Raw genomic sequence first — 24,170 nt, forward strand, 5'->3', positions numbered from 1 at the left:
AACGACGCGGGGTGGCAGCGCGCACGGAAGCGGCCGCCGGAACCCCCTCGCAGGTAGGTTCCGACGGCCGCGGTCGTCCGTGCGGTGCGCGACTCCCCCCGGATCACGCGCCGTACGTGGGATTACATCGGGGGCATCAGCACCGTGTCGATGAGGTAGACGGTGGCGTTAGCGGTCTGGACGCCACCGCAGACGACGGCGGAGGAGCCGTTGATCATGATGTTGTCGCCGCTGCCGGTCACCTCGACGTCCGCACCCTGAACGGTGGTGTGCGTACCCTCGATGTCATCGGGGGCGATCTGACCGGGGACGACGTGGTAGGTCAGGATCGACGTCAGCGTCGCCGTGTCGGTCTTGAGAGCCTCGATCGTGGCGGGGTCGATCTTCGCGAACGCGTCATCGACGGGCGCGAAGACGGTGAACTCTCCACCGTTGAGCGTGTCGACCAGGTCGACCTCGGGGTTGAGCTGACCGCTGACCGCCGCGGTGAGCGTGGTCAGGATGGGGTTGTTGGATGCTGCGACCGCGACGGGGTCGGCAGACATGCCCTCGACGGATCCGGCGCCATCCGGAACGGCCTCGGCGTAGGCGGCGCAGCCGGCGCCGACCAGGTTGGCCGCGGGGTCCATCTCCATCTCTTCGGACATCGAAGGCGTGCTCGAGGGCTCGTCCATCGAGTCGTCGGTGGTGGTTTCGGCGCCCATCGAACAAGCGCTGAGCGCAAACGTCGCCGCCAGGGCGAGCGACAGGCCGGCGGTCAGGCGCATCTTGGTACGTGACATGAGTTCCTCCTCTATGTGGGGCTGTGGGCCCCGTGGACACATACCCCGGTGCGGGGTCGGTGCACCGCTTGCTGCGGCGTTCACAGGGCCATTCGGGGCAGCCGCGGGATCGGATTGGACATCGGGCAGAGAGTTTTCGTGTTGTCCAGACCCCGCGCCGCATTCCGGGGTCCGCGCTGAGGTGAGGCATGCTGGAACATGTGGTTATCGACGGGGTAGACGTGCCCGAGGAGGGCGGCGAATCCGTCGACCATGTCGCGGAGCTGCTGACGCGCGTCGCGCACGGCGATGAAGCCGCATTCACCCGCCTGTACGACCTGCTCTCGCCGCGCGTGTTCGGGCTGATCCTTCGCGTTCTCGTCGATCGCTCGCAGAGCGAAGAGGTTCTGCAGGAGGTCTTCCTCGAACTCTGGCAATCCGCCGCCAAGTTCGCTCCGAACAAGGGGCAGGGAAGGTCGTGGGTGCTCACCATCGCGCACCGCCGTGCCGTCGATCGTGTTCGATCGGCGCAGGCGAGCGCGAACCGGGACGTGCGTGCGGGCTTCCGAGACATCGAGGTCGCTCATGACGGGGTCGCGGAACAGGTGGAACTTCGGATCGAAGGGCAGCGGGTCGCTCAGACGCTCGAGACCCTTCCCGATGCCCAGCGGGAAGCGATCACCCTCGCGTATTACGGGGGCTACAGTCAGAGCGAAATAGCGGCCCTCGTCGGGGCGCCGCTCGGAACGATCAAGACACGGATGCGGGACGGACTGACCCGTCTCAGAGGAGAATTGGGGGTGACGACATGAACGAGCAGCAATTCGCGGAGCTGGCCGCGGGGTACGCCCTCAGCGCGCTGAGCCCCGACGACGAGGCCGCGTTCGTCGACGCCCTCGCGGCGCACGCCGAGTGGGCGCACTATGTCGCTTCGGATGCCGCAACCGTCGCCGCACTCGCGGACTCCGTCGCCGAGGTTCCGCCGCCACGTGCACTTCGTGCGGAGTTGCTGGCGCAGATCGCCTCTGTCCAGCAGGACCACCCCGCTCAGGCGGCTGCGCCCGCCTCGAGTCTCGAATCCCCCACCGTGGTGCCCCCCGAGTCACGTCACCGATCGTGGGGTCCACGAGCCTGGTTCGCGCTCGCCGCATCCCTCGTCCTGCTCATCGGCGTCGGCGGAGGCGCGGTCGTCATCGCCCAGCAGCTGAACCGTCCCGTCGCGGTCGTCGCCCTCGAGCGCATCGAGGCAGCGCCCGATGCTCGGGAGGCGTCGACGACGCTCCCGGACGGCGGCGAGGCCACCGTGCACTGGTCGGAGTCCGTCGGCGAGGTCGTGTTCGTCTCGGACGGCCTGCCCACCCTGAGCGATGACCAGAGTTACGAGCTCTGGTTCGTGCGGGATTCGGAGGCGATCGCCGCGGGCGTTTTCGAGGCCAGCGGGGATGGCAATGCGACGGCGCTGCTGTCGGGCACGATGTCGCCGGGCGATGTCATCGCGGTCACCGTCGAGCCCGCCGGAGGTTCCCCGACGGGAGAACCGTCGAGCGACCCGATCGTCGCGATCCCCACGGCCTGACGCGCCGTCCGGCGACGATCCGGTTGCGCGGCTGGCGAACGCTCGGGCGGGTCCCGGCCCGAACGCCGCGGGTAGCCTGGACGGATGAGTGACGCCACCGGCCCCGGATTCCACAAGCCGGTGCGACGCCCCTCCGACGTCTTCGACCGCCTGTTCGGCACCGAGGATCCCGCCGAGGTTTCGCGCGTCGCGCACTCGACCGCCGCGGCGCTCCTCTCGCGCGTTCGCGAGGAGCCGGATGCCTCGGTCGTCGACCGCCTCGTTCGGTTCACCGACCTGCACGGCATCCATGACATCGCCGAGCTGTGGTCGCGCTCGCCCGCCCGCACGCTGCCGGGGACGCTCTGGCGCCTCTACCTGCTGCAGCTCATGATCCACGACGACCCCCGAACCGCTGCTCTGCTCTTCGAGCGCGGACGGGTCGAGTTGGCGACGGCCGATGTGGTCGTCGCGGGAGCACCCGCACCCGCAGGCCCGGAAGAACTCGTCGAACTGTCGGACGCGATCCTGCGGGGTGTCTTCGAGGGCGATTTCGGGGTGGCGCTCGAGCGCGCGGCGGCGTTCTGCCGGGTCGAGGCAGACGGTGCGACGCGGCTCGCCGACGACTACGAGCTGACCGAGCCGGAGCGTGCCACGGACCTCACCGCGCGCGCTCTGCGGCTGTCGGCATTCGCCGCAGACCTGACCGCGGCGGCCTCGCTCTGGCGGCGCGACGCGCTGAACTGAACGCCGCCCCGTATCGGGCGCAACACCGGGCAGCAACACCGGGCAGAGAAGTACCGGGCAGAGAAGTGCCGGGCAGAGAAGTGCCGGGCAGAGAAGTGCCGGGCCGCAGAACGCCTCTCGGCGCGGAGCCGCTCGGAGCGGCAGAAGATGGAGCCCGGGGTTACTGCGGCCCGGCTGTTCCAGTGTAACTCAGCACCCGCGGCGGGTATTCCGAGCGGGCGCCGTAGGCTTTCGGAATGGCAACGCGCTTCGCGCTCATCATCGAGCCCACGGCATCCGACGACACCCGCTCCGACTTCACCTCGACGCTCACGCAGGTGGATGCGTCTGCCCCGGCGCTCAGCGTCGGTGAGCTGAGTACCCAGCGCGGCGATGGCATCTTCGAGTCGATCGGCGTCGTCGACGCCCATCCGCAGGAAGTGACAGCGCACCTCGAGCGTTTCGTGCGCTCCGCCGAGATCTGTGATCTGCCCGTGCCGAACGTCGAGCAGTGGCGACAGGCCATCGCCGCAGCCGCGGCGCTGTGCGGGCCGGGGGAGTGGGTCGTCAAGACGATCCTCAGTCGCGGGGTCGAGCACGGGCCCACACCCACCGCGTGGGTGACGGCCGCGGACGCGCCGGACTTCTCGCGGCCTCGGCGGGAGGGCGTTTCGGTCGTGACCCTCGACCGCGGATTCTCTCTGGACACACCGGCGCGTGCGCCGTGGCTGCTGCTCGGAGCCAAGACACTGTCGTACGCGGTCAACATGGCGTCGCTGCGCGAGGCGCACAAGCGCGGTGCGGATGACGCGATCTTCGTCTCGTCCGACGGCTTCGTCCTTGAGGCGCCCACGGCATCCGTCATCCTCCGGTTCGGTGACGTCTTCGTCACGCCGGAGCCGACCGGAGGCATCCTGCACGGCACCACCCAGCTGAGCGCCTTCTCGTGGCTCGAGGAACACGGCTTCGCGACGGAATACCGCGATGTGGGTGTGGTCGAGCTCGGTGCCGCCGACGCGGCCTGGCTCGTCTCGAGCCTGCGGTTGGCCGCGCCGATCCGACGCATCGACGAAATGGCAGTGCCGGTGGATCAGGAGCTCTCGGACGAGCTCAACGCGTATCTGCTCTCGCCGCGAGACTGAGTCACAACGAGAAAGCCCGCGACGAGAGCGTCGCGGGCTTTCCGTTCGTCTGTGCGGGATTATCCGAAGCGACCCGAGACGTAGTCCTCGGTCGCCTGGACGGTCGGCGTGGTGAAGATGGTGCGGGTGTCGTCGTACTCGATCAGCTTGCCGGGCTTGCCGGTGCCCGCGATGTTGAAGAAGGCGGTCTTGTCGCTCACGCGCGACGCCTGCTGCATGTTGTGCGTCACGATCACGATCGTGTACTCGGACTTGAGCTCGGCGATCAGCTCTTCGATCGCGTACGTCGAGATCGGGTCGAGGGCCGAGCACGGCTCGTCCATCAACAGCACGTCGGGCGAGACCGCGATCGCGCGGGCGATGCACAGACGCTGCTGCTGTCCACCCGACAGGCCCGAACCCGGGCGGTCGAGGCGGTCCTTGACCTCGTTCCAGAGGTTCGCGCCGCGCAGCGACTTCTCGACGAGCGCGTCGGCGTCGCTCTTGTTGATGCGCTTGTTGTTCAGCTTCACACCCGCCAGCACGTTCTCGCGGATCGACATCGTCGGGAACGGGTTGGGGCGCTGGAACACCATGCCCACCTGGCGACGCACGAGCACGGGGTCGACGCCCGGTGCGTACAGGTCGGACCCGTCGAGCAGAACCTGGCCCTTGACGTAAGCGCCCGGGATGACCTCGTGCATGCGGTTGAGGGTCCGCAGGAAGGTCGACTTGCCGCAGCCGGACGGGCCGATGAAAGCCGTCACGCTGCGGGGTTCGATCTCGAGCCCGACACCTTCTACGGCGAGGAAATCGCCGTAGAAGACGTTCAGGTCGTGGACTTCGATGCTCTTGGACACGTTTTCCTCTGGATGTTCTCGGGTGGGAGCGGGGGAGGGCTAGCGGCTGGTCTTCGGCGCGAAGACTCGGGCGATGACACGCGCGATCAGGTTCAACGCCATGACGATGACGATCAGCACGAGCGCCGCGGCCCAGGCGCGGTTGATGTAGGCCTCGGCCGGGATGCCCTGGTTCATGTACTGCGAGTAGGCGAAGACCGGGAGCGTCATCATGCGTCCCTCGAACAGGTTGTAGTTCATCGACGTCGTCACGCCCGCCGTGATCAGCAGCGGGGCCGTCTCACCGATGACGCGTGCGACCGAGAGCATGATGCCCGTCGTGATACCGGCGATCGACGTGGGCAGCACGACCTTGACGATCGTGAGCCACTTCGGCACGCCGAGCGCGTACGCGGCCTCTCGCAGTTCGTTCGGCACCAGGCGCAGCATCTCTTCGCTCGAGCGGACGACCACGGGGATCATCAGGACCGAGAGGGCGACCGCGCCCATGATGCCGAGGCGGATACCCGGGCCGAAGAAGAGGGCGAACACGGCGAACGCGAACAGACCGGCGACGATCGACGGGATCCCGGTCATGACGTCGACGAGGAAGGTGATTCCCTGCGCGAGCCGACCCCGACCGTATTCGACGAGGTAGATCGCGGTGAACAGACCGATCGGGATCGAGATGATCGCCGCGGCCAGAGTGATCAGCAGCGTGCCGATGATCGCGTGCAGCGCACCGCCGCCCTCCCCGACGACGTTGCGCATCGAGGAGGTGAAGAACTCGGCCGAGATCCCCGCCACGCCGTTCGTGATGACCGTCCAGCCGAGAGAGATCAGCGGGACCATGGCGAGCACGAAAGCGGCCGAGACGATGCCGGTCACCATGCGGTCGACGGCCTTGCGTCGTCCCTCGACCATGGTGGATACGACCGTGATGAGCACGAGATACAGCAGCACTGCGACGACCGCGAATGCGGCGATGTTGAAGCCCTGACCACCGGCCACGCCGAGAACGCCGAAGAGAATGGCACTGACGACGGCGCTGAGTCCGAGGATGCCCCAGGTGGAACCCTTGGGAAGCCGGCCGTTCGTGAGGCCGCTCGGGCTTGCGGGAGCGGTCGATGCCGCGGGAGCAGTCGTGAGGGTCATGTCAGTTGGCTCCCGAGAATTCCTTGCGACGGTTGACGATGTAGCGCGCGAGCGCGTTCACCGCGAAGGTGACGATGAACAGGATCAGACCGGTGGCGATCAGCACGTTGATGTTCGTGCCGTAGGCCTCGGGGAACGTCAGGGCGATGTTCGCGGGGATCGTGCTGGGGTTCTCGGGTGTGAACAGGCGGAACGTCACGATGCCGGTTGCAGACAGGACCAGCGCGACCGCCATCGTCTCACCGAGCGCGCGACCGAGGCCCAGCATCGACGCCGAGACGATGCCGCTGCGACCGAAGGGGAACACGGCCATCCGAACCATCTCCCACCGCGTCGCTCCGAGGGCGAGGGCGGCTTCTTCGTGGAGGACGGGGGTCTGCAGGAAGATCTCACGGCAGATGGCCGTGATGATCGGGACGACCATCACCGCGAGCACCATTGCGGCGGTGAAGATCGTGCGGCCCGTGCTCGAGACGGGACCGGCGAAGAGGGGGAACCAGCCGACGTTGACGACGAACCAGTCGTAGATGGGCTGGACGGCCGGGGCGAGGACGAGGATGCCCCACAGGCCGAAGACGACCGACGGGACCGCGGCCAGGAGGTCGACGACGTATCCCAGCCCCTGCGCCAGGCGCCGCGGCGCGTAGTGCGAGATGAACAGGGCGACGGCGACCGAGAGCGGCACGGCCATCAACAGGGCGAGGAAGGATGCCCAGATCGTGCCGAACGCGAGGGGCCAGACGTAGTCCCAGAAGTTCGTCGAGAGGATGGACGCATCCTCGCTCGTGGCGACCAGACCCGGGAGGGACTGCACGACCAAGAAGATCGTCACGGCTGCGAGGGTCACGAGGATCATCGAGCCCGCGAAGAGGGCCGTTCCTGAGAACCAGCGGTCGCCCGGGCGCTGTTTCGCCTTGACGGCGGGGGGCGCGGTGGTGGTCATCTCGTCCTGTCCTGGGTGGTACCGGGTGGGAAGGGGTGTGCCCGGCCCGCGATCGCTCGCGGGCCGGGCACGGGTATTACTCGACGACGATGAGGTCGATCGCGGCCTGCATCGACTCGCGCTGCGTGTCCGAGATCGGGGCGCTGCCGGCCGCTGCGGCCACCTCGTCCTGGCCCTCGGGGCTGATCACGTAGTTGAGGAAGCCCTTGACGAGCGGGGCAACCGCGGCGTCGACGTACTCCTCGCACGCGATCATGTAGCTGACGAGAACGATGGGGTACGCGGCCTCGTCGGGCGTGCGGTCGAGCTCGATCGCGAGGTCACCCGCGCCACGACCCTCGGCGACCGGCGAGAGGTCGACAATCGCCGCTGCGGCCTCGGGCGAGAAGGTCACGAACTCTTCGCCGATCTGGACCGCGACGGTGCCGAAGCCCTCGGCGCGCGAAGCGTCCGCGTAGCCGATGGTGCCCTGGCCGCCGTCGACGGCAGCAACGACACCGGAGGTGCCCTGTGCGGCCTCGCCGGTGACCGTGGTGGCGGGCCATTCGCCGTCGGCCTCGAACGTCCACACCTCGGGAGCTGCCTGCGCGAGGTAGTCGGTGAAGTTCTCGGTGGTGCCCGAGTCGTCCGCGCGGTGAACGGGCGTGACGGCCAGGTCAGGAAGGGTGACACCCTCGTTGAGAGCGGCGATCGCCGGGTCGTTCCAGTTGGTGATCGTGCCGGCGAACAGGCCCGCGATGGTCGCGGCGTCCATGTTCAGGCTGTCGATGCCTTCGAGGTTGAAGATGACGGCGATCGGCGAGATGTACGAGGGGATCTCGATGATGTCGGTGCCCTCGACGCAGCCGTCGAAGGGTCCCTCGGCGATCTCGTCGCTCGTGAACGCGCGGTCAGAGCCGGCGAATCCGACGGCGCCGGCCTGGAAGGACTCGCGCCCGGCTCCGGAACCCGACGGGTCGTAGCTGACGGTGACGCCCTCGTTGAGCGTCTGGAAACCGGCGGACCAGGTCTGGACGGCGACTTCCTGGGCGGACGAGCCCGCGCCGACGAGCTCGCCGGCCAGGTTGCTTTCGGTGGGGGCCTCGCTGGTGCTGCCGCCGGCCTCGTTCGAGGCGCAGCCGGCGAGGGCGAGGGCGGCGACGGCGCCAAGGGCCGCGATCCGCGAGATTCGGGTGATCTTCACTGTGTTTCCGTTCGATCCGTTGACAGGACGTGTCCCGGTGCAGGGCACACAGCGACGGTAGGAGTGACGCCTTAAGAGCGTGGGCCAGAGTGGTGAACGGAAGGTGAACGGGATCGGGCGCGGCGGGAGCGTTCACCGCGGCGGAATATGCTGTCCGCCATGCCCCAGACCAGCAAGAAACAGCAGGCCGCACAAGCCGGACACACCGGTTGCTCGCGCCTCACCAAGGCGCAGCTGATCGCCCTCCTCTCGAGCTGACGTGACCGATTCCTCCGCCCCGGCGCCCGTGCCCGAATCGCGCCAGCCGGGGCTCGACCGGCGTGCCCACGCACCGGCAGAGCGCACGCTTCTCGACATCCTGCGTGCGACGACCTCGCGCTACCCCGAGGCATCCGCCATAGACGACGGCTCGGGCGCGCTCAGCTACCGCGAGCTGATGGCGCGGGTGGGTCGAACCGCCGCGCGGCTGCACGAGGCCGGGGTGCGGCGCGGCGACCGCGTCGGGGTGCGCATGCCCTCGGGCACGAAAGAGCTCTACATCTCGATCCTGGGCGTGATCGCCGCCGGGGCGTCGTACGTGCCGGTCGACGCTGACGACCCCGAAGAGCGTGCGGTACTCGTCTTCGGCGAGGCGGGCGTGCGCGGGGTGGTCGAGGGGACGGGCGAGTTCCGTCCGACGATCGCGGATGCGCCGCCCGAGGCATCCGCTCTCTTCGCGGGCGACGCTCCGCACCCCAGCACGCACGCCGTCGTGGCGGTGCCACCGCCGACTCGGGACGACGACGCGTGGGTGATCTTCACATCGGGTTCGACGGGCACGCCGAAGGGCGTCGCGGTCAGCCACCGCTCGGCCGCCGCGTTCGTCGATGCCGAGGCCGCGCTGTTCTTGCAGGGCGACCCCCTCGGCCCGGGCGACCGTGTCCTCGCGGGCCTGTCTGTCGCGTTCGACGCCTCGTGCGAGGAGATGTGGCTCGCGTGGCGACACGGAGCATGCCTGGTGCCCGCACCGCGCGCGCTCGTGCGGTCGGGTGAAGACCTGGCGCCGTGGCTCGTGCGCCAACAGATCACGGTCGTGTCCACCGTCCCGACCCTGGCGGCGCTCTGGCCCGCGGAGTCGATTGAGAACGTCCGTCTGCTGATCTTCGGAGGCGAGGCGTGCCCGCCCGACCTGGCGGCGCGCTTGACCGAAGAGGGGCGCGAGGTCTGGAACACCTACGGCCCGACCGAGGCGACGGTCGTCGCGTCCGCGGCGCTGCTGAGCGGCGAGCCGCCGGTGCGGATCGGGCTTCCCCTCGACGGGTGGGCGCTCGCGGTCGTCGACCCAGACGGTGCCGAGGTCGCGCAGGGTGAGGTCGGCGAACTGATCATCGGGGGAGTGGGGCTGGCTCGCTACCTCGACCCCGCCAAGGACGCCGAGAAGTACGCCCCCATGCCCTCGCTCGGCTGGGAGCGCGCCTATCGCTCCGGCGACCTCGTGCGGTACGACCCCGCGGGGCTCGTGTTCCAGGGTCGTGCCGACGACCAGGTCAAGATCGGCGGGCGCCGTATCGAGCTCGGTGAGGTCGAGGCCGCGCTGCAGGCCCTTCCGCACGTCGGGGGCGCCGCTGTGGCGGTGCGTCGGACGGATGCGGGAGTCGACATCCTGGTCGGCTACCTCGTCGTCGACGAGGGGTTCGACCGCCAAGCCGCGCGCGCGGACCTCGCCTCCACCCTCCCCGCGCCCATGGTGCCGTTGCTCGCGGTCGTGGATGACCTGCCCGTGCGCACGTCGGGCAAGGTCGACAAGGCCGCGCTGCCCTGGCCGCTCTCCGTTATGCCGACCGAGGAATCCACGTTGTCGGGTGTCGAGGAGTGGCTCGCCGAGCAATGGCGGGCCGTACTCGGCGTTTCGGTTCCCGATGCCGACGCCGACTTCTTCGACCTGGGCGGCGGCTCGCTCGCCGCGGCTCAGTTGGTTTCGCGGATCCGGGTGCGCTCGCCCGAGTTCGCCGTCGCCGACATCTACGACCTGCCGCGGCTCGGCGCTATGGCGAAGGCCGTCGGGCCGCTGGGTGACGATGCGGCGGCGACGTACCGCGAGCCCGCACCGACACCGCGCGCGACGCAGATCCTGCAGACGATCATGGGTGTGCCTCTCTTCATCCTGAGCGGCGTTCGCTGGCTGCTCTACCTCCTGACCGCGAGCGCCCTGCTGCACCTCGTACCGGGCTTCGCCGCGCTGCCGACCGTTGACTGGTGGGTGCTCGTTCCGGCGCTGCTGATCTTCGCCACCCCGTTCGGCCGGATGGCGATCTCGGCCGTCGCCGCGCGGGTTCTGCTCGCCGGGGTGCGGCCGGGCGATCACCCCCGCGGCGGCCACGTGCACATCCGTCTCTGGCTCGCCGAGCAAATCGCCGACCAGGTGGACGCGGTCGGCCTGGCCGGTGCGCCGTGGGTCAGCTACTACGCGCGCGCTCTCGGAGCGAAGGTCGGTCGCGACGTCGACATGCACACCCTGCCGCCGGTCACGGGCATGCTGCAGATCGGCGACGGTGCATCCATCGAACCCGAGGTCGATCTGACGGGCTACTGGATCGACGGGGACGTCGTCCGGATCGGTGCGGTGCGCATCGGCGCCGAGGCGACGATCGGTGCGCGCAGTACGCTCGCGCCCGGAACGCGCATCGGTCGCCGTGCCGAGATCGCTCCCGGCTCGGCGGTCTTCGGACGGGTGCGCGCCGACCAGCGCTGGGCGGGCTCGCCCGCGGAGCGCATCGGCGGCGCCGCCGAGGATTGGCCGCGCGAGCGCCCTCCCGCGCCCACACGGTGGCTGTGGGCCTACGCCTCATCCTCGACCCTGCTGGCGCTGCTGCCTGTGATCGCCTTCGCGGTCGGTGCGCTCGTCCTGGCGGCGGGCATGCGCGGCGCCGGTTCGCTCGGATCAGCGGCGTTCGCGGCATACGCGTGGCTCGTTCCCGCGGTGCTGGTTACCGGACTGGTGTTCGCGGCATCCGTCGTGGTCCTGGTCCGGCTGCTGCAGCGCGAGCTCGTCGAGGGGACGTTCCCCGTGCGGAGCGCGATGGGATGGCGCGCCTGGACGATCGAGCGCCTGCTCGACTCGTCGCGCACGATCCTGTTCCCGCTGTACTCGAGCCTGTTCACGCCGGTCTGGTTGCGGATGCTCGGGGCGCACGTCGGCCGCGATGTCGAGGCATCCACGGTTCTGCTGATTCCCGCGATGACCACGATCGAAGACGGCGCGTTCCTCGCCGACGACACCATGGTGGCCTCGTACGAACTGCGCGGGGGATGGATGCGGGTCGGCTCGGTCAAGATCGGCAAACGCGCGTTCCTCGGCAACTCCGGAATGGCGGCGCCCGGGCACCGGGTTCCCAAGGGCGGCCTCGTGGCCGTGCTGTCCTCCGCCCCGTTGAAAGCCAAGTCCGGCACCTCGTGGCTGGGTTCGCCCGCCGTGCGCCTGCGTCGGGTATCGAGTGACGCGGACGAAAGCCGCACGTACCACCCGCGCACGGGCCTCAAGGTCGCGCGCGGTCTGTGGGAGCTGTGCCGCATCGTGCCCGTCATCGTGACCTGCGCGATCGGCCTCGGCGTGGTGTTCGTGCTTGCGCTCCTCGTGCAGACGTTCGGTGCGATCGTCGCGGTGCTGCTGTCGGGCATCGTCCTGCTCATCGCCGGCGCGGCCGCGGCGGGTGTCTCGACGCTCGCGAAGTGGGCGCTCGTGGGCGTCATCCATGCGGGCGAGAAACCCCTGTGGTCGAGTTTCGTCTGGCGGACCGAGGTGTCGGACACCTTCGTCGAGATGGTGGCGGCCCCCTGGTTCGCGCGCGCCGCGACCGGCACTCCCGCGCTCGCCGTCTGGCTGCGCTCGCTCGGCGTCAAGATCGGCCGCGGGGTGTGGTGCGAGAGCTACTGGCTGCCCGAACCGGATCTCGTGACGCTCGGCGACGCATCCACGGTCAATCGGGGTTGCGTCGTGCAGACGCACCTATTCCATGATCGGATCATGAGCATGGATGTCGTCACGATCGAACCCGGCGGAACGCTCGGACCCCACAGCGTGATCCTTCCCGCGGCCTCGATCGGCGCCCACGCGACGGTGGGGCCCGCGTCGCTCGTCATGCGCGGCGAGACGGTTCCCATCGGCAGCCGCTGGAGCGGCAACCCGATCGGGCCCTGGCGGGCGGTCAAGGTTCGGTCGTACCAGACGAGCTCCCAGTGACCGGCGCCCAACTGCCGGCACCCGATGCATACGCCCCGCAGAGCGGGGACCTGTCGTACGACGTCGAGTCCTACGACATCGAGATCACCTACAGACCGTCGACCAACCGGCTCTCGGGGCGGGTCGTCCTGAACGCGGTCGCCCGGCGTCCGATCCGCTCGTTCGCCGTCGACCTGGTGGGTCTGCGCGCCTCGAAGGTCCGCGTGGACGGCGACCGCCGCACGGCCTACCGGCAGGGGCCGCGGATGATCCGTGTCACCCCGAGCTCTGCGATCGCGTTCGATCAGCGGTTCTCGGTGGAGATCGCGTATGCGGGGTCGCCCGCGCCGCGCCGGTCGCGGTGGGGGACGATCGGATGGGAAGAGCTCGAGGATGGGGTGCTCGTCGCCGCTCAGCCGACGGGCGCGCCGACGTGGTTCCCCTGCAATGACCGCCCCGACGACAAGGCGACCTATCGCATCGCGGTGACGACGGATGTCGCCTACCGCGTCGTCGCGACGGGTCAGCGCGTCTCGCTCGGCCGAGTGGGCGGCGCGGCTACCTGGGTCTTCGAGCAGGCCGCGCCCACCCCCACCTATCTCGTCGCGGTGCAGATCGGGCGCTACGTCGAGACGCCGGTCGACCTCGACGGTGTCACCGGGATGCTGCATCACCCGCGCGAGCTGACGGCTGCCGTCGGAGCGGCCTTCTCGGATCTGCCGGACATGATGCGGGTGTTCCAGCGTGTCTTCGGGCCGTATCCGTTCTCGCGCTACGACGTCGTCGTCACGGCCGACCCGCTCGAGATCCCGCTCGAGGCCCAGGGGATGGCGACCTTCGGCTCGAACCACCTCGACGGCTCGGAAGAGCGGCTCGTCGCGCACGAGCTCGCGCACCAGTGGTTCGGCAACAGCGTCGGGCTCGCGCACTGGCGCGATATCTGGCTGAACGAGGGTTTCGCCTGTTACGCGGAGTGGCTCTGGTCCGAGGCATCCGGGGGTCCGTCGGTCGCCGCGTGCGCGGCCGCACACCATGCGATGCTCCGTGCATTGCCGCAGGATCTGCTGCTCTCGGACCCCAGTCCCGACCTCATGTTCGACGACCGCGTATACAAGCGCGGTGCGCTCACCCTCCATGCCCTGCGTCTGCGGATCGGAGAGGCGGCGTTCTTCGCGGTCTTGCGGCGCTGGTGCGCCGAGCGCCGCCATGGTCTCGCAACGACCGAGGACTTCGTGGTGTGCGCGGAGTCGGTCGCCGATGCACCGCTCGCGGACCTCTTCATGCGCTGGCTGTCGCAGACGCCGCTGCCGGCGCTCGCCGCGTCAGACTGACGCGACCGCGAGCGAGATCACGACGCCCCGCGGACCGCGCACGCGCAGCAGCCGGGGACGGATGTCGAGGGCGCCGACTGCCGTCCCGGTGTCGCCGCCCGCGATGCTCCCGTGGACTCCGCGGACCGAACGCTCGATCCGTACTCGTGCCGGCTCGATCGAGAGACCCCGGCCGTCGGCTTTGAGCACGGCCTCGACGCGTGTCCACCGGCGCAGCGATGTGCCGTGTCCCGGGGTGATGACGCCGCGCAGGTCGTCTCGGCGCACGCGTGAGACCCGTTCGGCATCGATGCCGAGTGCGAGGACGCGGCAGGCGTCGGCCACGGCGGCGACGACGAGATCGCCCGCGTACGAAATGCTCGCGTGCACCGGGGCGCCGGCGACGAGCGGGCGCCCGTGGCTCGAGGCCCCGCAGCGCTCGCACCGGCGGCCCACCGTGACCGACTCTCCGTATGGTCCGGCGAGTCTCGCGACCAGGGCGTCGGCGACATCCCGGCGGGCACGGTCGCGCGGAATCGCCTGCGACGCGACACGTACCCCCGAGCGCCGTATCGCCGACGCGAGGGCGTGCCCGGGTAGCTCGCTCACTCCTTCGGGGTGTGCGTTTCGATCGCCACGATGCCCGAACCGGGATTCGTCGCAGACAGGTGCACGACCGAGAACGCCGCGAACTCCAGCGTCGACGCACTGCCCAGGTACGACCCGCGGAGGGTGCCCGTCGCCAGGGCAATCTCACTCAGGATCTCGGGCAATACCGGCGCGTGGCTGCAGAGCACGGCCGGCTTTCCGGAGCGCACCCGTTTGCCCACGACGCCCCGGATGTCCGCACGGCCCTGTTCCCAGGCATCCTGACCGATCAGCTCGGTGCGCCGGATCGGCTTGCCGAGAACAGCGGCGAGGGGGGTGACGGTGGTCAGGCACCGCACCGCGTCCGACGAGATGATCTTGCGCGTCCCGAAAGCCAGGAGCGGACCGACGATCGCGTGCGCCTGGCGGGTGCCGCGGGCGGTCAGGGGGCGCAGCGCATCCGGTCCGTTCCACGCATCGCGGCTGACCGCCTTGCCGTGCCGCAGCACGATGAGGGGAAAGGTCTGGAGCACCCCGTCATCGACGAACTTCAGGAAGGCGTCGAGGATCTCGACGTCCACCGGGTAGCTCAGGTACGTTCGTGCCCGTTTGGGCGTCACCCATTCGAGAGCGGCGACTTCTTTGTTCGGCACGAAACGCGATGCGCGGATCGCGTCATCCGTGGCCTCCGCGGACCAGTAGTGCACGATCTTCTGGCGCTTGTTCGGCAGACGGTAGCGCGAGACGCCGACGGGGATTCCCAGCGCGACGCGGATACCGGTTTCTTCGAAGACCTCGCGCACGGCCGTCTCGGCGAGCATCTCGCCCGGATCGACCTTACCCTTCGGCAGGGTCACATCCGCGTATGCCGTGCGGTGGATGACGAGGATGTGGAGCTTGCCCTCGACGAGCCGCCAGATCACCGCTCCCGCCGCGTAGACGGCGGTGTCCGTCATCGCACCGCTCGCGCGCGGCGACGGCGCTGGACATCGTGCATCGTCTTGTCCTGGATGTCGACCAGCGGCCGTCCTTCTGCGTCGGTGCTGTGGCGGGTCCACGCGCCCTCGGGCCCGAGCCACCACGAACTCGTGCCATCGCTCATGGCCAGGTCGAACAGCTCGTCGAGCTCCTTGAGGTGCGCGGGAGCGACGACGCGCACGAGCGACTCGACCCGGCGGTCGAGGTTGCGGTGCATCATGTCGGCGCTGCCGATGTACACCTGGCGATCGCCACCCGATTCGAACGCGAAGATGCGCGAGTGCTCGAGGTACCGGCCGAGGATGCTCCGCACCGTGATGTTGTCACTGACGCCCTCGATACCGGGTTTGAGCGAACAGATGCCGCGCACCCAGATCTCGATCGAGACGCCGGCCTGGCTCGCCCGGTACAGGGCATCGATGATCTGTTCGTCGACCATCGAGTTGACCTTGAAGCGGATCTTCGCGGGCTTGCCGGCGAGCGCGTTCCTGCGCTCCTTGTCGATCAGTCGCAGCAGGCCCTTCCGGAGGTGCAGGGGCGCCACGAGCAGGCGCTTGAACTTCTTCTCGATCGCGTAGCCCGAGAGCTCGTTGAACAGGCGGGTCAGATCGCGGCCGACCTGGTCGTCGGCGGTGAAAAGGCCGAAGTCCTCGTAGATGCGGCTGGTCTTGGGGTTGTAGTTGCCCGTGCCGACGTGGCTGTAGCTGCGTAGCACACCGCCCTCCTCGCGGATGACGAGTGCGAGCTTGCAGTGCGTCTTCAGGCCGACCAGGCCGTACACGACATGGACGCCCGCCTTCTCGAGCTTGCGCGCCCAGACGATGTTCGCGGCCTCGTCGAAGCGGGCCTTGATCTCGACCAGCGCGAGCACCTGCTTGCCCGCCTCGGCGGCGTCGATCAGCGCCTCGACGATCGGGCTGTCGCCCGACGTGCGGTAGAGCGTCTGCTTGATCGCGAGCACGTGCGGGTCCTTGGCCGCCTGCTCGAGGAACGCCTGGACGCTCGTCGCGAAGGACTCGTACGGGTGGTGGACGAGCACGTCGCCCTGACGGATCGCCGAGAAGATGTCCGCGCGCTCGTTGTTGTCGCCCGGCTGGAACGCCAGCGCCGTGGTCGGAAGATGCGGCGGGTAGTGCAGGTCCGGCCGCGAGATGCGCGAGAGGTCGAACAGCCCGCGCAGGTCGAGGGGCGCGTGCAGGCGGAAGACCTGCTGCTCCGTGATGTCGAGTTCGCGGATCAGCAGGCCGAGCGTGACGTCGTCCATGTCGTCGGTGATCTCGAGCCGGATCGGCGGGCCGAAACGGCGCCGCAGCAGCTCCGCCTCGAGGGCCTGGATGAGGTTCTCGGTCTCATCCTCTTCGATCGTCATGTCTTCGTTGCGCGTCAGGCGGAAGGCGTGGTGGTCGAGCACCTCCATGCCGGGGAAGAGGTCGACGAGGTTGTTCGAGATCAGGTCCTCGAGCGGCAGGTAGCGTCCGCGCCCGGAACTCGCGGCACCCGGCACCTCGACGAACCGTGGCAGCATCGGCGGGACCTTCAGACGCGCGAACTCCTGGCGCCCCGTGCGGGCGTTGCGGATGCGCACGGCCAGGTTCAGTGAGAGTCCCGAGATGTAGGGGAACGGATGGGCGGGGTCCACGGCGAGGGGCATGAGGACGGGGAAGACCTGCGACTGGAAGTACTCGTACAGCGCGACGCGATCGTCGTCGCCGAGCGAGTCCCAGGTGACGACCTCGATTCCGGCCGCGGTGAGGTCGGGCTGCACCACGGCGCGCCAGGCTTCCGCGTGACGCAGCTGCAGTTTGTAGGCCTCGGCCGAGATGTCGGCCAGGACCTCGGTGGGCGACCGACCGACGTTCGTCGGGACCGCGAGTCCGGTGATGATGCGGCGACGCAGACCCGCGACCCGCACCATGAAGAACTCGTCGAGGTTGCTGGCGAAGATCGCGAGGAAGTTCGCGCGCTCGAGCACGGGAACGCTCGGATCCTCGGCGAGCTCGAGAACGCGTTGATTGAACGCGAGCCAGCTCAGCTCGCGGTCGAGGTATCTGTTCTCGGGGAGCTGCGAGTCGAACGCTTCGACGGCTTCATCGAAGTCGTCATCGTCAGCATCGCCCAGACCGGCGTCGAGGATCGAGGATTCGAGCATGGTCCATCATTGCAGGGCGCACGTGTCCGGCGGGTGAATCGGATGACGGGGCGTCAGCCCTGGCGGCCGCTGGCGGTCGGGAGCTGGTCGTCTTCGTAGACGTTGAATCGATAGCCGACGTTCCGCACCGTGCCGATGAGCTGCTCGAGGTCGCCGAGCTTCGCGCGCAGTCGCCGAACGTGAACGTCGACGGTGCGGGTGCCGCCGAAGTAGTCGTATCCCCACACCTCGCTGAGCAGCTGCTCGCGGGTGAAGACGCGCGACGGGTGCGTCGCGAAGAAGTGCAGGAGCTGGAACTCCTTGTACGTCAGGTCGAGGGGCTTGCCGTGGACCTTGGCCGAATAGGAGGACTCGTCGATCGTGATTCCGGACGTCTGGATGCGCGTCGAGACCTGCTCCTGCGACATCCGGCCCATCGCCAGCCGGACACGTGCATCGACCTCGGCGGGACCCGCGCTGACGAGAATCACGTCGTCGACGCCCCAGTCGGTGCTGACGGCGGTCAATCCGCCCTCGGTGACAACGAGCATGAGGGGCGCATCGAGCCCGGTCGTGTTGAGGATCTTGCAGAGCGACTTCGCACCGACCAGGTCCGTGCGCGCGTCGACGAAGATGACGTCCGCGCTCGGTGCATTGACGAGTTGGGCCGGCTCGGCGGGAATCTGCCGGACGCGGTGGCTCAAGAGTTCCAGGGACGGCAGAACGGGACCGCTGCCGTGTGCGGAACTCAGAACGAGCAGTTGGGCCACGCGTTTCCTCTCGGGCGACGCCCCCAGGGTCGTCGTGGCCCCCTATATTACGCCGACCGCGGCAACCGGGCCGCCCGCGCCCTTTTCCGGCTCGCGCGACCAGCGTCCGTGGGGGAAGATGAATGCATGTCGGCACCCGAACTCGCTCCCCGCTCGAGCGTCGCCGGAATCGCTGCCGTCTGGATCGCGGCGCTCCTCGGCGGAATCGCGGTCGCGATCTTCGTGCCCGCCCCGCAGCAGGCGCAGTGGTTCGTCCTCGCGCTGGCCGCCAGCCTGCTCGTATCGTTCGGGGTGCAGCTGGGCTACGGACGCTCCACCGGATTCATCCGGCGCGTAGCGGCCAGTGTGCTCGGCGCGTTGGTGGCCCTCGGAGTCGTCTCGGTCGCGGTCGGGCTCGCGACGATCATTCCGGGCTGACGGGCATTCCGGGCCGACAGGCATTCCGCGCTGATCCGCGCGGGCTCGGGCGGGCTAGAGTGTCAGCATGGACCTCCTCGCTCTCGAGATCTTCTTCGTGGGACTCCTCGCCCTGGCATCCGTTGCGATCGCGTTCGTTTCGGGTGTGGTGATCGTCAACCTCTATCGCGGCCAGCGCTGATCGGCCGATCGTGATCGATCTGCCGACAGACCTACCCGCCGACCTGGTGCCGCTCTCGTGGCTCGTCGGCGTCTGGGAGGGCACCGGCGTGATCGACTACGACGCGGCGGGACACCGCTATGCCGGAGAGTTCGCCCATCGCGTGAGTTTCAGCCACGACGGTGGCGACTACCTGAACTATTCGGCAACCGCGTGGATGTCTTCCGGCGACGATGGTCCGGGCGTGCAGCTGGTCGCCGAGACGGGATACTGGCGCCTCGCACGTCCGCTCGGTGACGCGGACGCGGGTCCGGGTCTGCTTCCCGCTCTCTCGCCGGCGCCTCCGCGAACCGTTGACGACGTCGAAGCACTGCGCGTCGCCGAGGGCGGATTCGAGATCGAGGCCGTGATCGTCCATTCCGATGGGATATCGGAGCTCTACCTCGGCCACGTCACGGGTCCGCGCATCGATCTCGCGACGGATGCCGTCGTGCGCCCACCCGGAGCCAAGGAGTACGCGGCTGCGACGCGGCTGTACGGTCTCGTCGATGGCCACCTGCTGTGGGCGTGGGACATCGCGGCACTCGGAACCGAGCTCGGCAGCCACGCCTCCGCTCGCCTGGCCAAGGCGGAGTGATGGCCTCTCCCTTCGCCGGACTCCCGGGTGCCGTCACGGATGACCTGAGCGGCGCGCCGCTGCACTTCGGAACCTTCCTGCGCGAGCAGCGCCTGCTCGCTGAAGGGCGTGCGCTCGTGCATCTCGGCGACCGCGTCGTCGTGTCGGTCACGGGTGCCGACCGATTGACCTGGCTCGACTCGATCACGTCGCAGTCCCTGGCGCGGCTCGAGCCGGGCCGAGCGACCGAGCTTCTCGTGCTGGACCCGCACGGACACGTCGAGCACGCGGCATCCGTTCTGGACGACGGCGTGACGGGGTGGCTCATCGTGGACGCGACCAGCGCCGACGCACTCGTCACGTGGCTGAAGCGCATGGTTTTCCGCGCCCAGGTCGTCGTGACGCTCGAGGCGGATCTCACCGCGATCGGCTTCGTCGGTGGGGGTGCCGCCGAGGCGTTTGCCGTGCCACGGGCGCACGCACCCGCGGGCGCGTCGCTGGTCTGGGCCGACCCGTGGTCGCACGTCGCGATCGGTGGGCACCAATACGCCGCCGAGCCGCACCCCGGTGGGGGCTGGGACTGGCGCGTGGCGATCGTGACGACCGATGCCGCCGCCGAATTGGCACGCGCGATCGCGGACACCGACGATGTCGAAGCCGCCGGCCTGATCTCTGCCGAGGCGCTCCGGATCGCCGCGTGGCGTCCCCGGCGGGCGAACGAGGTCGACGAGCGGACACTGCCCCACGAACTCGACTGGCTGCGCTCGGCCGTGCACCTCGACAAGGGGTGCTATCGCGGGCAGGAGACGGTCGCGAAGGTCCACAATCTCGGCCATCCCCCGCGTCGACTGGTCTTCCTGCACCTGGACGGCAGCGACGCGCTTCTGCCCGAGCCCGGGGCGCTCGTGTCGTTCGACGGTCACGAGGTGGGACGCGTCACGTCGTCAGCACTGCACCACGAGCTGGGACCGATCGCGCTCGCCGTGGTCAAGCGCACCCTGCCGGTCGATGCGACGCTGACGATCGCCGCGGGGGACGAGACGGTGGTGGCCGCGCAAGAGGTCATCGTGCCGCCGGGCGCCGGTGCCGAGGCGTCCGTTCCCCGTCTGCCGCGGCTCTCGGCGCGCGCACGCGCGTGAGCGACGGCGCGGGCCGTTCTGCCGGTTCCGGCGAGCCGGAAGCCGGTTCTGGCCCGGCGTCGCTGCCGCCGATCACGACCGCGATTCCCGTGCGGCTGCGCGATCGCTTCGATCCGCGACCGGGTGTGCGTCGTGTGCGCAACTCGGCCCTGCCGATCGTCCAGATCGTCGTCGCGGCGACGGCCGCATACGCGTTCGCATACTTCGTCGTGAAGCATCAGACGCCGCTGCTCGCAGGGACCGTGACGGTCGCGAGTCTCGGGCTGGTGCGCGATGCCCGTCCGCGGCGCGTGTTCGAGACCGTCATCGGGATGATCGTCGGCATCCTGATCGCCGAGATCCTGCTCCTCGTTGCGGGACGCGGGTGGTGGCAGGTCGGCCTCGCCCTGGCGGTGACTCTGATCGTGGCGCGATTCCTCTCCCCGCAGGCGAGCTTCGCGATCGCGGCGGCGATCCAGTCGCTCATCGTGCTGATCATCCCCGCCTCGACGAGTGTGCCGTTCTCGCGCATGATCGACGGGGTGATCGGGGGAGTGGCGGCCCTGCTGGCGACCGCGCTGATCCCGCGCAGTCCGCGGGGCGAGGCGCGGCGGGATGTCGCCACGCTGTTCCGAGCGTTCGATGGCGCCGTCGTGAGCCTGGCGATCGCGCTGCGCACCGGAGACCGTGCCCGCGCCGAGAGGGGGCTCGAAAAGGCACGCGCGCTCGATCCTCTCGTGCGAGCCTGGCGCGAAACCCTCGACTCTTCGGTCGCCATCGCGCGCATCTCGCCCTGGCTGTGGGCGAGCCGGGCCGAGCTGGCGCGCGCCGAGCGCGTGCTCGCCGCCATGGACCTCGCGACGCGCAACCTGCGTGTCGTCGCGCGGCGCACCGTCTACCTCGTCGACGACCGCGTGCCGCGTCCCGTCGCCGCGGACCTGGTGCTGTCGCTCGGGCGCGGCGCTTCCCTCGTCGAACAGTCGCTCGCCGACATCTCGCTCGAGCCCATCGCGCAGGAGGCGCTGCTCGGCATCGCCCACCACCTCGACCCGCGGCAGGTCGTTCCGGGTGCGGGCCTCGGCGATCAGAACCTCATCGCCGCGTTGCGCCCCTTCGTGGTCGACCTGCTGATCGGTGCGGGCATGCCTCCCGATCGTGCACGCGAAGCGATCCCGCGCATCTGACGTTCTTCGGTCAGTCGGGAGCGACGGCCGCCCAGGGCAGGCTGAGTTCCCCCAGTCGCCACCGCGATCGGCCTCCCAGCACGGGGACGCCCGAGGCGCGCAGCGCCTCGACCGCGGCGATCCAGCGCTGCTGCGGACTGAAGACTCCCAGGGGTGCGGCGCGAGTCCACGCCGTGTCGAGAGCGGACAGCACGGCGTGCACGCGCTCGCCGGGGACATTGCGGTGAATCAGCGCTTTGGGCAGACGCTCTGCGACGATCGAGGGGAGTTCGAGGTCCGCCAACCGCAGCGAAATCGTCAACCGCAGGGGCTCGCCCGACTCGGCGACATCGATCCACGAGCAGATACGACCGATCTCGTCGCACGTGCCCTCGACGAGGGTTCCCGAGGTCTGCAGTCGAGCGGATGTCAGGGCCCAGGCATCCGTGACCTGCCCCTCGTCGTACTGGCGTAGCACGTTCATCGCGCGAACCAGGACCGGGCGGCGTCCTCCGGGCAGCGGCACCTCGAATCCCCCGACCTCGAACGCCACCCGCGCCTCGGGCGCGAAGGATGCCTTACCGGCGCGGACCGCGGAGAGCTGCTCACGCGCCCGCGCGACGCGGTCGGGGTCGATCTCGACGCCGATCACCTCGACATCTGGCCGCACACGCGCGAGGCGCGTCCAGAGCTCGAGAGCGGTGACGGCGCTCGCCCCGAAACCCAGGTCCACGACCAGCGGATCGTCGGTGCGGCGAAGTGCCGGCAGTCCGGCGAGGTACCTGTCGTTGCGTCGCAACCGGTTCGTGCCCGTCGTGCCGCGCGTCGCCTGGCCCACGGGACGACGTGCAGGCGGGCGCGGGGTGCTCATCCCTCCATGATGGCGGGATGAGCGTCACCTCGCCTCGATATCATGGGCGCATGACCGAGCCTTATACGTTGATCCTGCTCCGCCACGGCCAGAGTGAGTGGAACGAGCTGAACCTCTTCACCGGTTGGGTCGACGTGCGCCTGACAGATCTCGGCAAGGCCGAGGCCCAGCGCGGCGGCGAGATGCTCGCCGAGGCGGGCCTGCTGCCCGACGTTCTGCACACCTCGGTGCTCAGCCGTGCCATCCAGACCGCCAACATCGCGCTGGACGCGGCCGACCGCCTGTGGATCCCCGTGACCCGCTCCTGGCGTCTGAACGAGCGCCACTACGGTGCGCTGCAGGGCAAGGACAAGGCGCAGACCCTCGCCGAGTTCGGCCCCGAGCAGTTCATGCTGTGGCGCCGTTCGTTCGACGTGCCACCGCCCGAGATCGCCGACGACGACGAGTTCAGCCAGGCCTCCGACCCGCGCTACGTCGGAATCGACGGCGAGATCCCGCGCACCGAGTCGCTCAAGCTCGTGATCGACCGCATGCTCCCGTACTGGGAGAGCGGCATCGTCCCCGACCTCCGCGCCGGGAAGACCGTTCTCGTCACGGCCCACGGCAACTCGCTCCGCGGACTCGTGAAGCACCTCGAGGGCATCAGCGACGACGACATCTCAGAGCTCAACATCCCGACCGGCATCCCGCTCGTCTACCGCCTGGGCGAGGACCTCCGTCCCCTCGGCCCGGGGGAGTACCTCGACCCCGAGGCGGCTGCCGCGGGGGCCGCCGCCGTCGCCGCGCAGGGCAAGAAGTAACGACCGCGTTCAGCACGGAAAAGGGACCGGATGCCGAGGCATCCGGTCCCTTTTCCGTGTCGAGACTAGGCGACGGTGACGCCCGTAGCGTCCGACCAGTCGCCCGTCGCGAGGTAGACGACCTTCTTCGCCACGGACTCGGCGTGGTCGCCGAAGCGCTCGTGGTAGCGGCTCGCCAGGGTCGCGTCGACCGTCGCCATCGCCTCGCCCTGCCAGTTCTCGCCGAGCACCTTCTCGAAGACCGAGACGTGCAGGTCGTCGAGCTGGTCGTCGAGGTTACGGAGCTCTTCGGCGATGCTGACGTCCTGCGTGCGCAGCAGCTCGGTGAGCTTCTGCGCCATCTGTACGTCGACCTGGCCCATGCTCGTGAAGGTGCTCTTGAGTCCCTTGGGGATCGCGCGCTCGGGGAAGCGGTAGCGCGTGAGCTGCGCGATGTGCTCGGCGATGTCACCCATGCGCTCGAGCGAGGCGGACATCCGCAGCGCACTGACCACGATGCGCAGGTCGCGAGCGACCGGCTGCTGGCGGGCGAGGATCTCGATCGCGAGTTCGTCGAGCGCCACAGCCTTGTCGTCGATGATGCTGTCGGCGTCGATGACCTCTTCGGCGAGCGAGACGTCGCTCGAGCCGAACGCCTGGGTGGCCTTCTCGATCGCGATCGCGACGAGCTCGGAGATCTCGACGAGGCGCCCCTGGACGTCCTCGAGGGACTGATGGAAGACTTCGCGCACGGTGCTGATCCCTTTCCCGGTCGGTCGGACACGGCGCCC

At 69.2% G+C, this 24,170-nt stretch carries 22 protein-coding genes; 11 read left to right on the top strand and 11 right to left on the bottom strand.

The window, feature by feature from the left end; genetic code table 11:
- Positions 1–122: 122 nt before the first annotated feature.
- Positions 123–782: a fasciclin domain-containing protein gene (locus tag C2868_RS02140; RefSeq protein WP_103662834.1), complete on the bottom strand. Its 660-nt coding sequence runs from the start codon at positions 780–782 to the stop codon at positions 123–125.
- Positions 783–970: 188 nt separating this feature from the next.
- Here C2868_RS02140 and sigK point away from each other — a divergent pair, with 188 nt between their 5' ends.
- From sigK to C2868_RS02160, 4 genes are all read left to right on the top strand, one after another.
- Positions 971–1,573 (top strand): ECF RNA polymerase sigma factor SigK, encoded by a 603-nt coding sequence (gene sigK / locus C2868_RS02145; protein ID WP_103662835.1) that lies wholly within the window; start codon positions 971–973, stop codon positions 1,571–1,573.
- A complete protein-coding gene (locus tag C2868_RS02150; RefSeq protein WP_103662836.1) occupies positions 1,570–2,337 on the top strand; it encodes an anti-sigma factor domain-containing protein in 768 nt (255 codons plus the stop codon). Before sigK ends, C2868_RS02150 begins: the two co-directional genes overlap by 4 nt.
- 84 nt (positions 2,338–2,421) lie before the next feature.
- Positions 2,422–3,063 (top strand): DNA-directed RNA polymerase subunit beta, encoded by a 642-nt coding sequence (locus C2868_RS02155; RefSeq protein ID WP_103662837.1) that lies wholly within the window; start codon positions 2,422–2,424, stop codon positions 3,061–3,063.
- Positions 3,064–3,299: 236 nt separating this feature from the next.
- Positions 3,300–4,184 carry an aminotransferase class IV gene (locus C2868_RS02160; protein WP_103662838.1) on the top strand — a complete coding sequence of 295 codons (885 nt, stop codon included), beginning with the start codon at positions 3,300–3,302 and terminating at the stop codon, positions 4,182–4,184.
- 59 nt (positions 4,185–4,243) lie between these two features.
- Here C2868_RS02160 and pstB read toward each other — a convergent pair whose 3' ends face one another.
- From pstB to pstS, 4 genes are all read right to left on the bottom strand, one after another.
- Complete coding sequence (gene pstB, locus C2868_RS02165) at positions 4,244–5,023, bottom strand: phosphate ABC transporter ATP-binding protein PstB (RefSeq protein WP_103662839.1); 780 nt, start codon at positions 5,021–5,023, stop codon at positions 4,244–4,246.
- A 39-nt stretch (positions 5,024–5,062) separates the two neighbouring features.
- Positions 5,063–6,157, bottom strand: a complete 1,095-nt coding sequence (gene pstA / locus C2868_RS02170) for a phosphate ABC transporter permease PstA (RefSeq protein ID WP_103662840.1) — start codon at positions 6,155–6,157, stop codon at positions 5,063–5,065.
- Between the two features lies 1 nt (position 6,158).
- The gene (gene pstC / locus C2868_RS02175) at positions 6,159–7,100 is read right to left on the bottom strand and encodes a phosphate ABC transporter permease subunit PstC (protein ID WP_100811743.1); all 942 of its coding nucleotides are present in this window, start codon (positions 7,098–7,100) and stop codon (positions 6,159–6,161) included.
- A gap of 76 nt (positions 7,101–7,176) precedes the next feature.
- A complete protein-coding gene (gene pstS / locus C2868_RS02180) occupies positions 7,177–8,283 on the bottom strand; it encodes a phosphate ABC transporter substrate-binding protein PstS (RefSeq protein ID WP_103662841.1) in 1,107 nt (368 codons plus the stop codon).
- A gap of 259 nt (positions 8,284–8,542) precedes the next feature.
- Between pstS and C2868_RS02185 the strand changes: the two genes are divergently transcribed.
- Both C2868_RS02185 and C2868_RS02190 read left to right on the top strand, forming a co-directional pair.
- Positions 8,543–12,502 carry a Pls/PosA family non-ribosomal peptide synthetase gene (locus C2868_RS02185; RefSeq protein WP_181003319.1) on the top strand — a complete coding sequence of 1,320 codons (3,960 nt, stop codon included), beginning with the start codon at positions 8,543–8,545 and terminating at the stop codon, positions 12,500–12,502.
- Positions 12,499–13,812 (top strand): M1 family metallopeptidase, encoded by a 1,314-nt coding sequence (locus C2868_RS02190; RefSeq protein WP_258034379.1) that lies wholly within the window; start codon positions 12,499–12,501, stop codon positions 13,810–13,812. The genes C2868_RS02185 and C2868_RS02190 overlap by 4 nt, the downstream gene beginning before the upstream one ends.
- Here the strand turns inward: C2868_RS02190 and C2868_RS02195 are convergent.
- The 4 genes from C2868_RS02195 to C2868_RS02210 are packed head-to-tail and all read right to left on the bottom strand — an operon-like array spanning position 13,804 to position 18,255.
- On the bottom strand, positions 13,804–14,400 hold the full coding sequence (locus tag C2868_RS02195) for a 4'-phosphopantetheinyl transferase superfamily protein (RefSeq protein WP_103662842.1): 597 nt from the start codon (positions 14,398–14,400) through the stop codon (positions 13,804–13,806). The two genes, C2868_RS02190 and C2868_RS02195, sit on opposite strands and share 9 nt — an antisense overlap.
- Positions 14,397–15,335, bottom strand: coding sequence for an NUDIX hydrolase (locus tag C2868_RS02200; RefSeq protein WP_103662843.1), 939 nt, complete (start codon positions 15,333–15,335; stop codon positions 14,397–14,399). The genes C2868_RS02195 and C2868_RS02200 overlap by 4 nt, the downstream gene beginning before the upstream one ends.
- Positions 15,332–17,506 (bottom strand): RNA degradosome polyphosphate kinase, encoded by a 2,175-nt coding sequence (locus C2868_RS02205; protein ID WP_103662844.1) that lies wholly within the window; start codon positions 17,504–17,506, stop codon positions 15,332–15,334. Before C2868_RS02205 ends, C2868_RS02200 begins: the two co-directional genes overlap by 4 nt.
- Positions 17,507–17,559: 53 nt before the next feature.
- Positions 17,560–18,255: a winged helix-turn-helix domain-containing protein gene (locus tag C2868_RS02210; protein WP_100811737.1), complete on the bottom strand. Its 696-nt coding sequence runs from the start codon at positions 18,253–18,255 to the stop codon at positions 17,560–17,562.
- 126 nt (positions 18,256–18,381) lie between these two features.
- On the opposite strand from C2868_RS02210, the gene C2868_RS02215 reads away from it, so the two are divergent.
- From C2868_RS02215 to C2868_RS02230, 4 genes are all read left to right on the top strand, one after another.
- Positions 18,382–18,672, top strand: coding sequence for a hypothetical protein (locus C2868_RS02215; RefSeq protein ID WP_103662845.1), 291 nt, complete (start codon positions 18,382–18,384; stop codon positions 18,670–18,672).
- A gap of 191 nt (positions 18,673–18,863) precedes the next feature.
- Positions 18,864–19,469, top strand: coding sequence for an FABP family protein (locus C2868_RS02220; protein WP_103662846.1), 606 nt, complete (start codon positions 18,864–18,866; stop codon positions 19,467–19,469).
- On the top strand, positions 19,469–20,587 hold the full coding sequence (locus tag C2868_RS02225) for a folate-binding protein YgfZ (protein WP_103662847.1): 1,119 nt from the start codon (positions 19,469–19,471) through the stop codon (positions 20,585–20,587). Before C2868_RS02220 ends, C2868_RS02225 begins: the two co-directional genes overlap by 1 nt.
- Positions 20,584–21,750 (top strand): aromatic acid exporter family protein, encoded by a 1,167-nt coding sequence (locus tag C2868_RS02230; RefSeq protein ID WP_258034380.1) that lies wholly within the window; start codon positions 20,584–20,586, stop codon positions 21,748–21,750. The genes C2868_RS02225 and C2868_RS02230 overlap by 4 nt, the downstream gene beginning before the upstream one ends.
- A 10-nt stretch (positions 21,751–21,760) precedes the next feature.
- On the opposite strand, the gene C2868_RS02235 is transcribed toward C2868_RS02230, so the two are convergent.
- Positions 21,761–22,600 (bottom strand): class I SAM-dependent methyltransferase, encoded by an 840-nt coding sequence (locus C2868_RS02235; RefSeq protein WP_103662848.1) that lies wholly within the window; start codon positions 22,598–22,600, stop codon positions 21,761–21,763.
- A gap of 50 nt (positions 22,601–22,650) precedes the next feature.
- Between C2868_RS02235 and C2868_RS02240 the strand changes: the two genes are divergently transcribed.
- On the top strand, positions 22,651–23,400 hold the full coding sequence (locus tag C2868_RS02240) for a phosphoglyceromutase (RefSeq protein ID WP_103662849.1): 750 nt from the start codon (positions 22,651–22,653) through the stop codon (positions 23,398–23,400).
- A 65-nt stretch (positions 23,401–23,465) separates the two neighbouring features.
- Here C2868_RS02240 and phoU read toward each other — a convergent pair whose 3' ends face one another.
- Positions 23,466–24,131: a phosphate signaling complex protein PhoU gene (gene phoU, locus C2868_RS02245; protein ID WP_103662850.1), complete on the bottom strand. Its 666-nt coding sequence runs from the start codon at positions 24,129–24,131 to the stop codon at positions 23,466–23,468.
- Positions 24,132–24,170 lie beyond the last annotated feature (39 nt).

The organism is Microbacterium sp. CJ77, assembly GCF_002911615.1.
GTDB lineage: Bacteria > Actinomycetota > Actinomycetes > Actinomycetales > Microbacteriaceae > Microbacterium.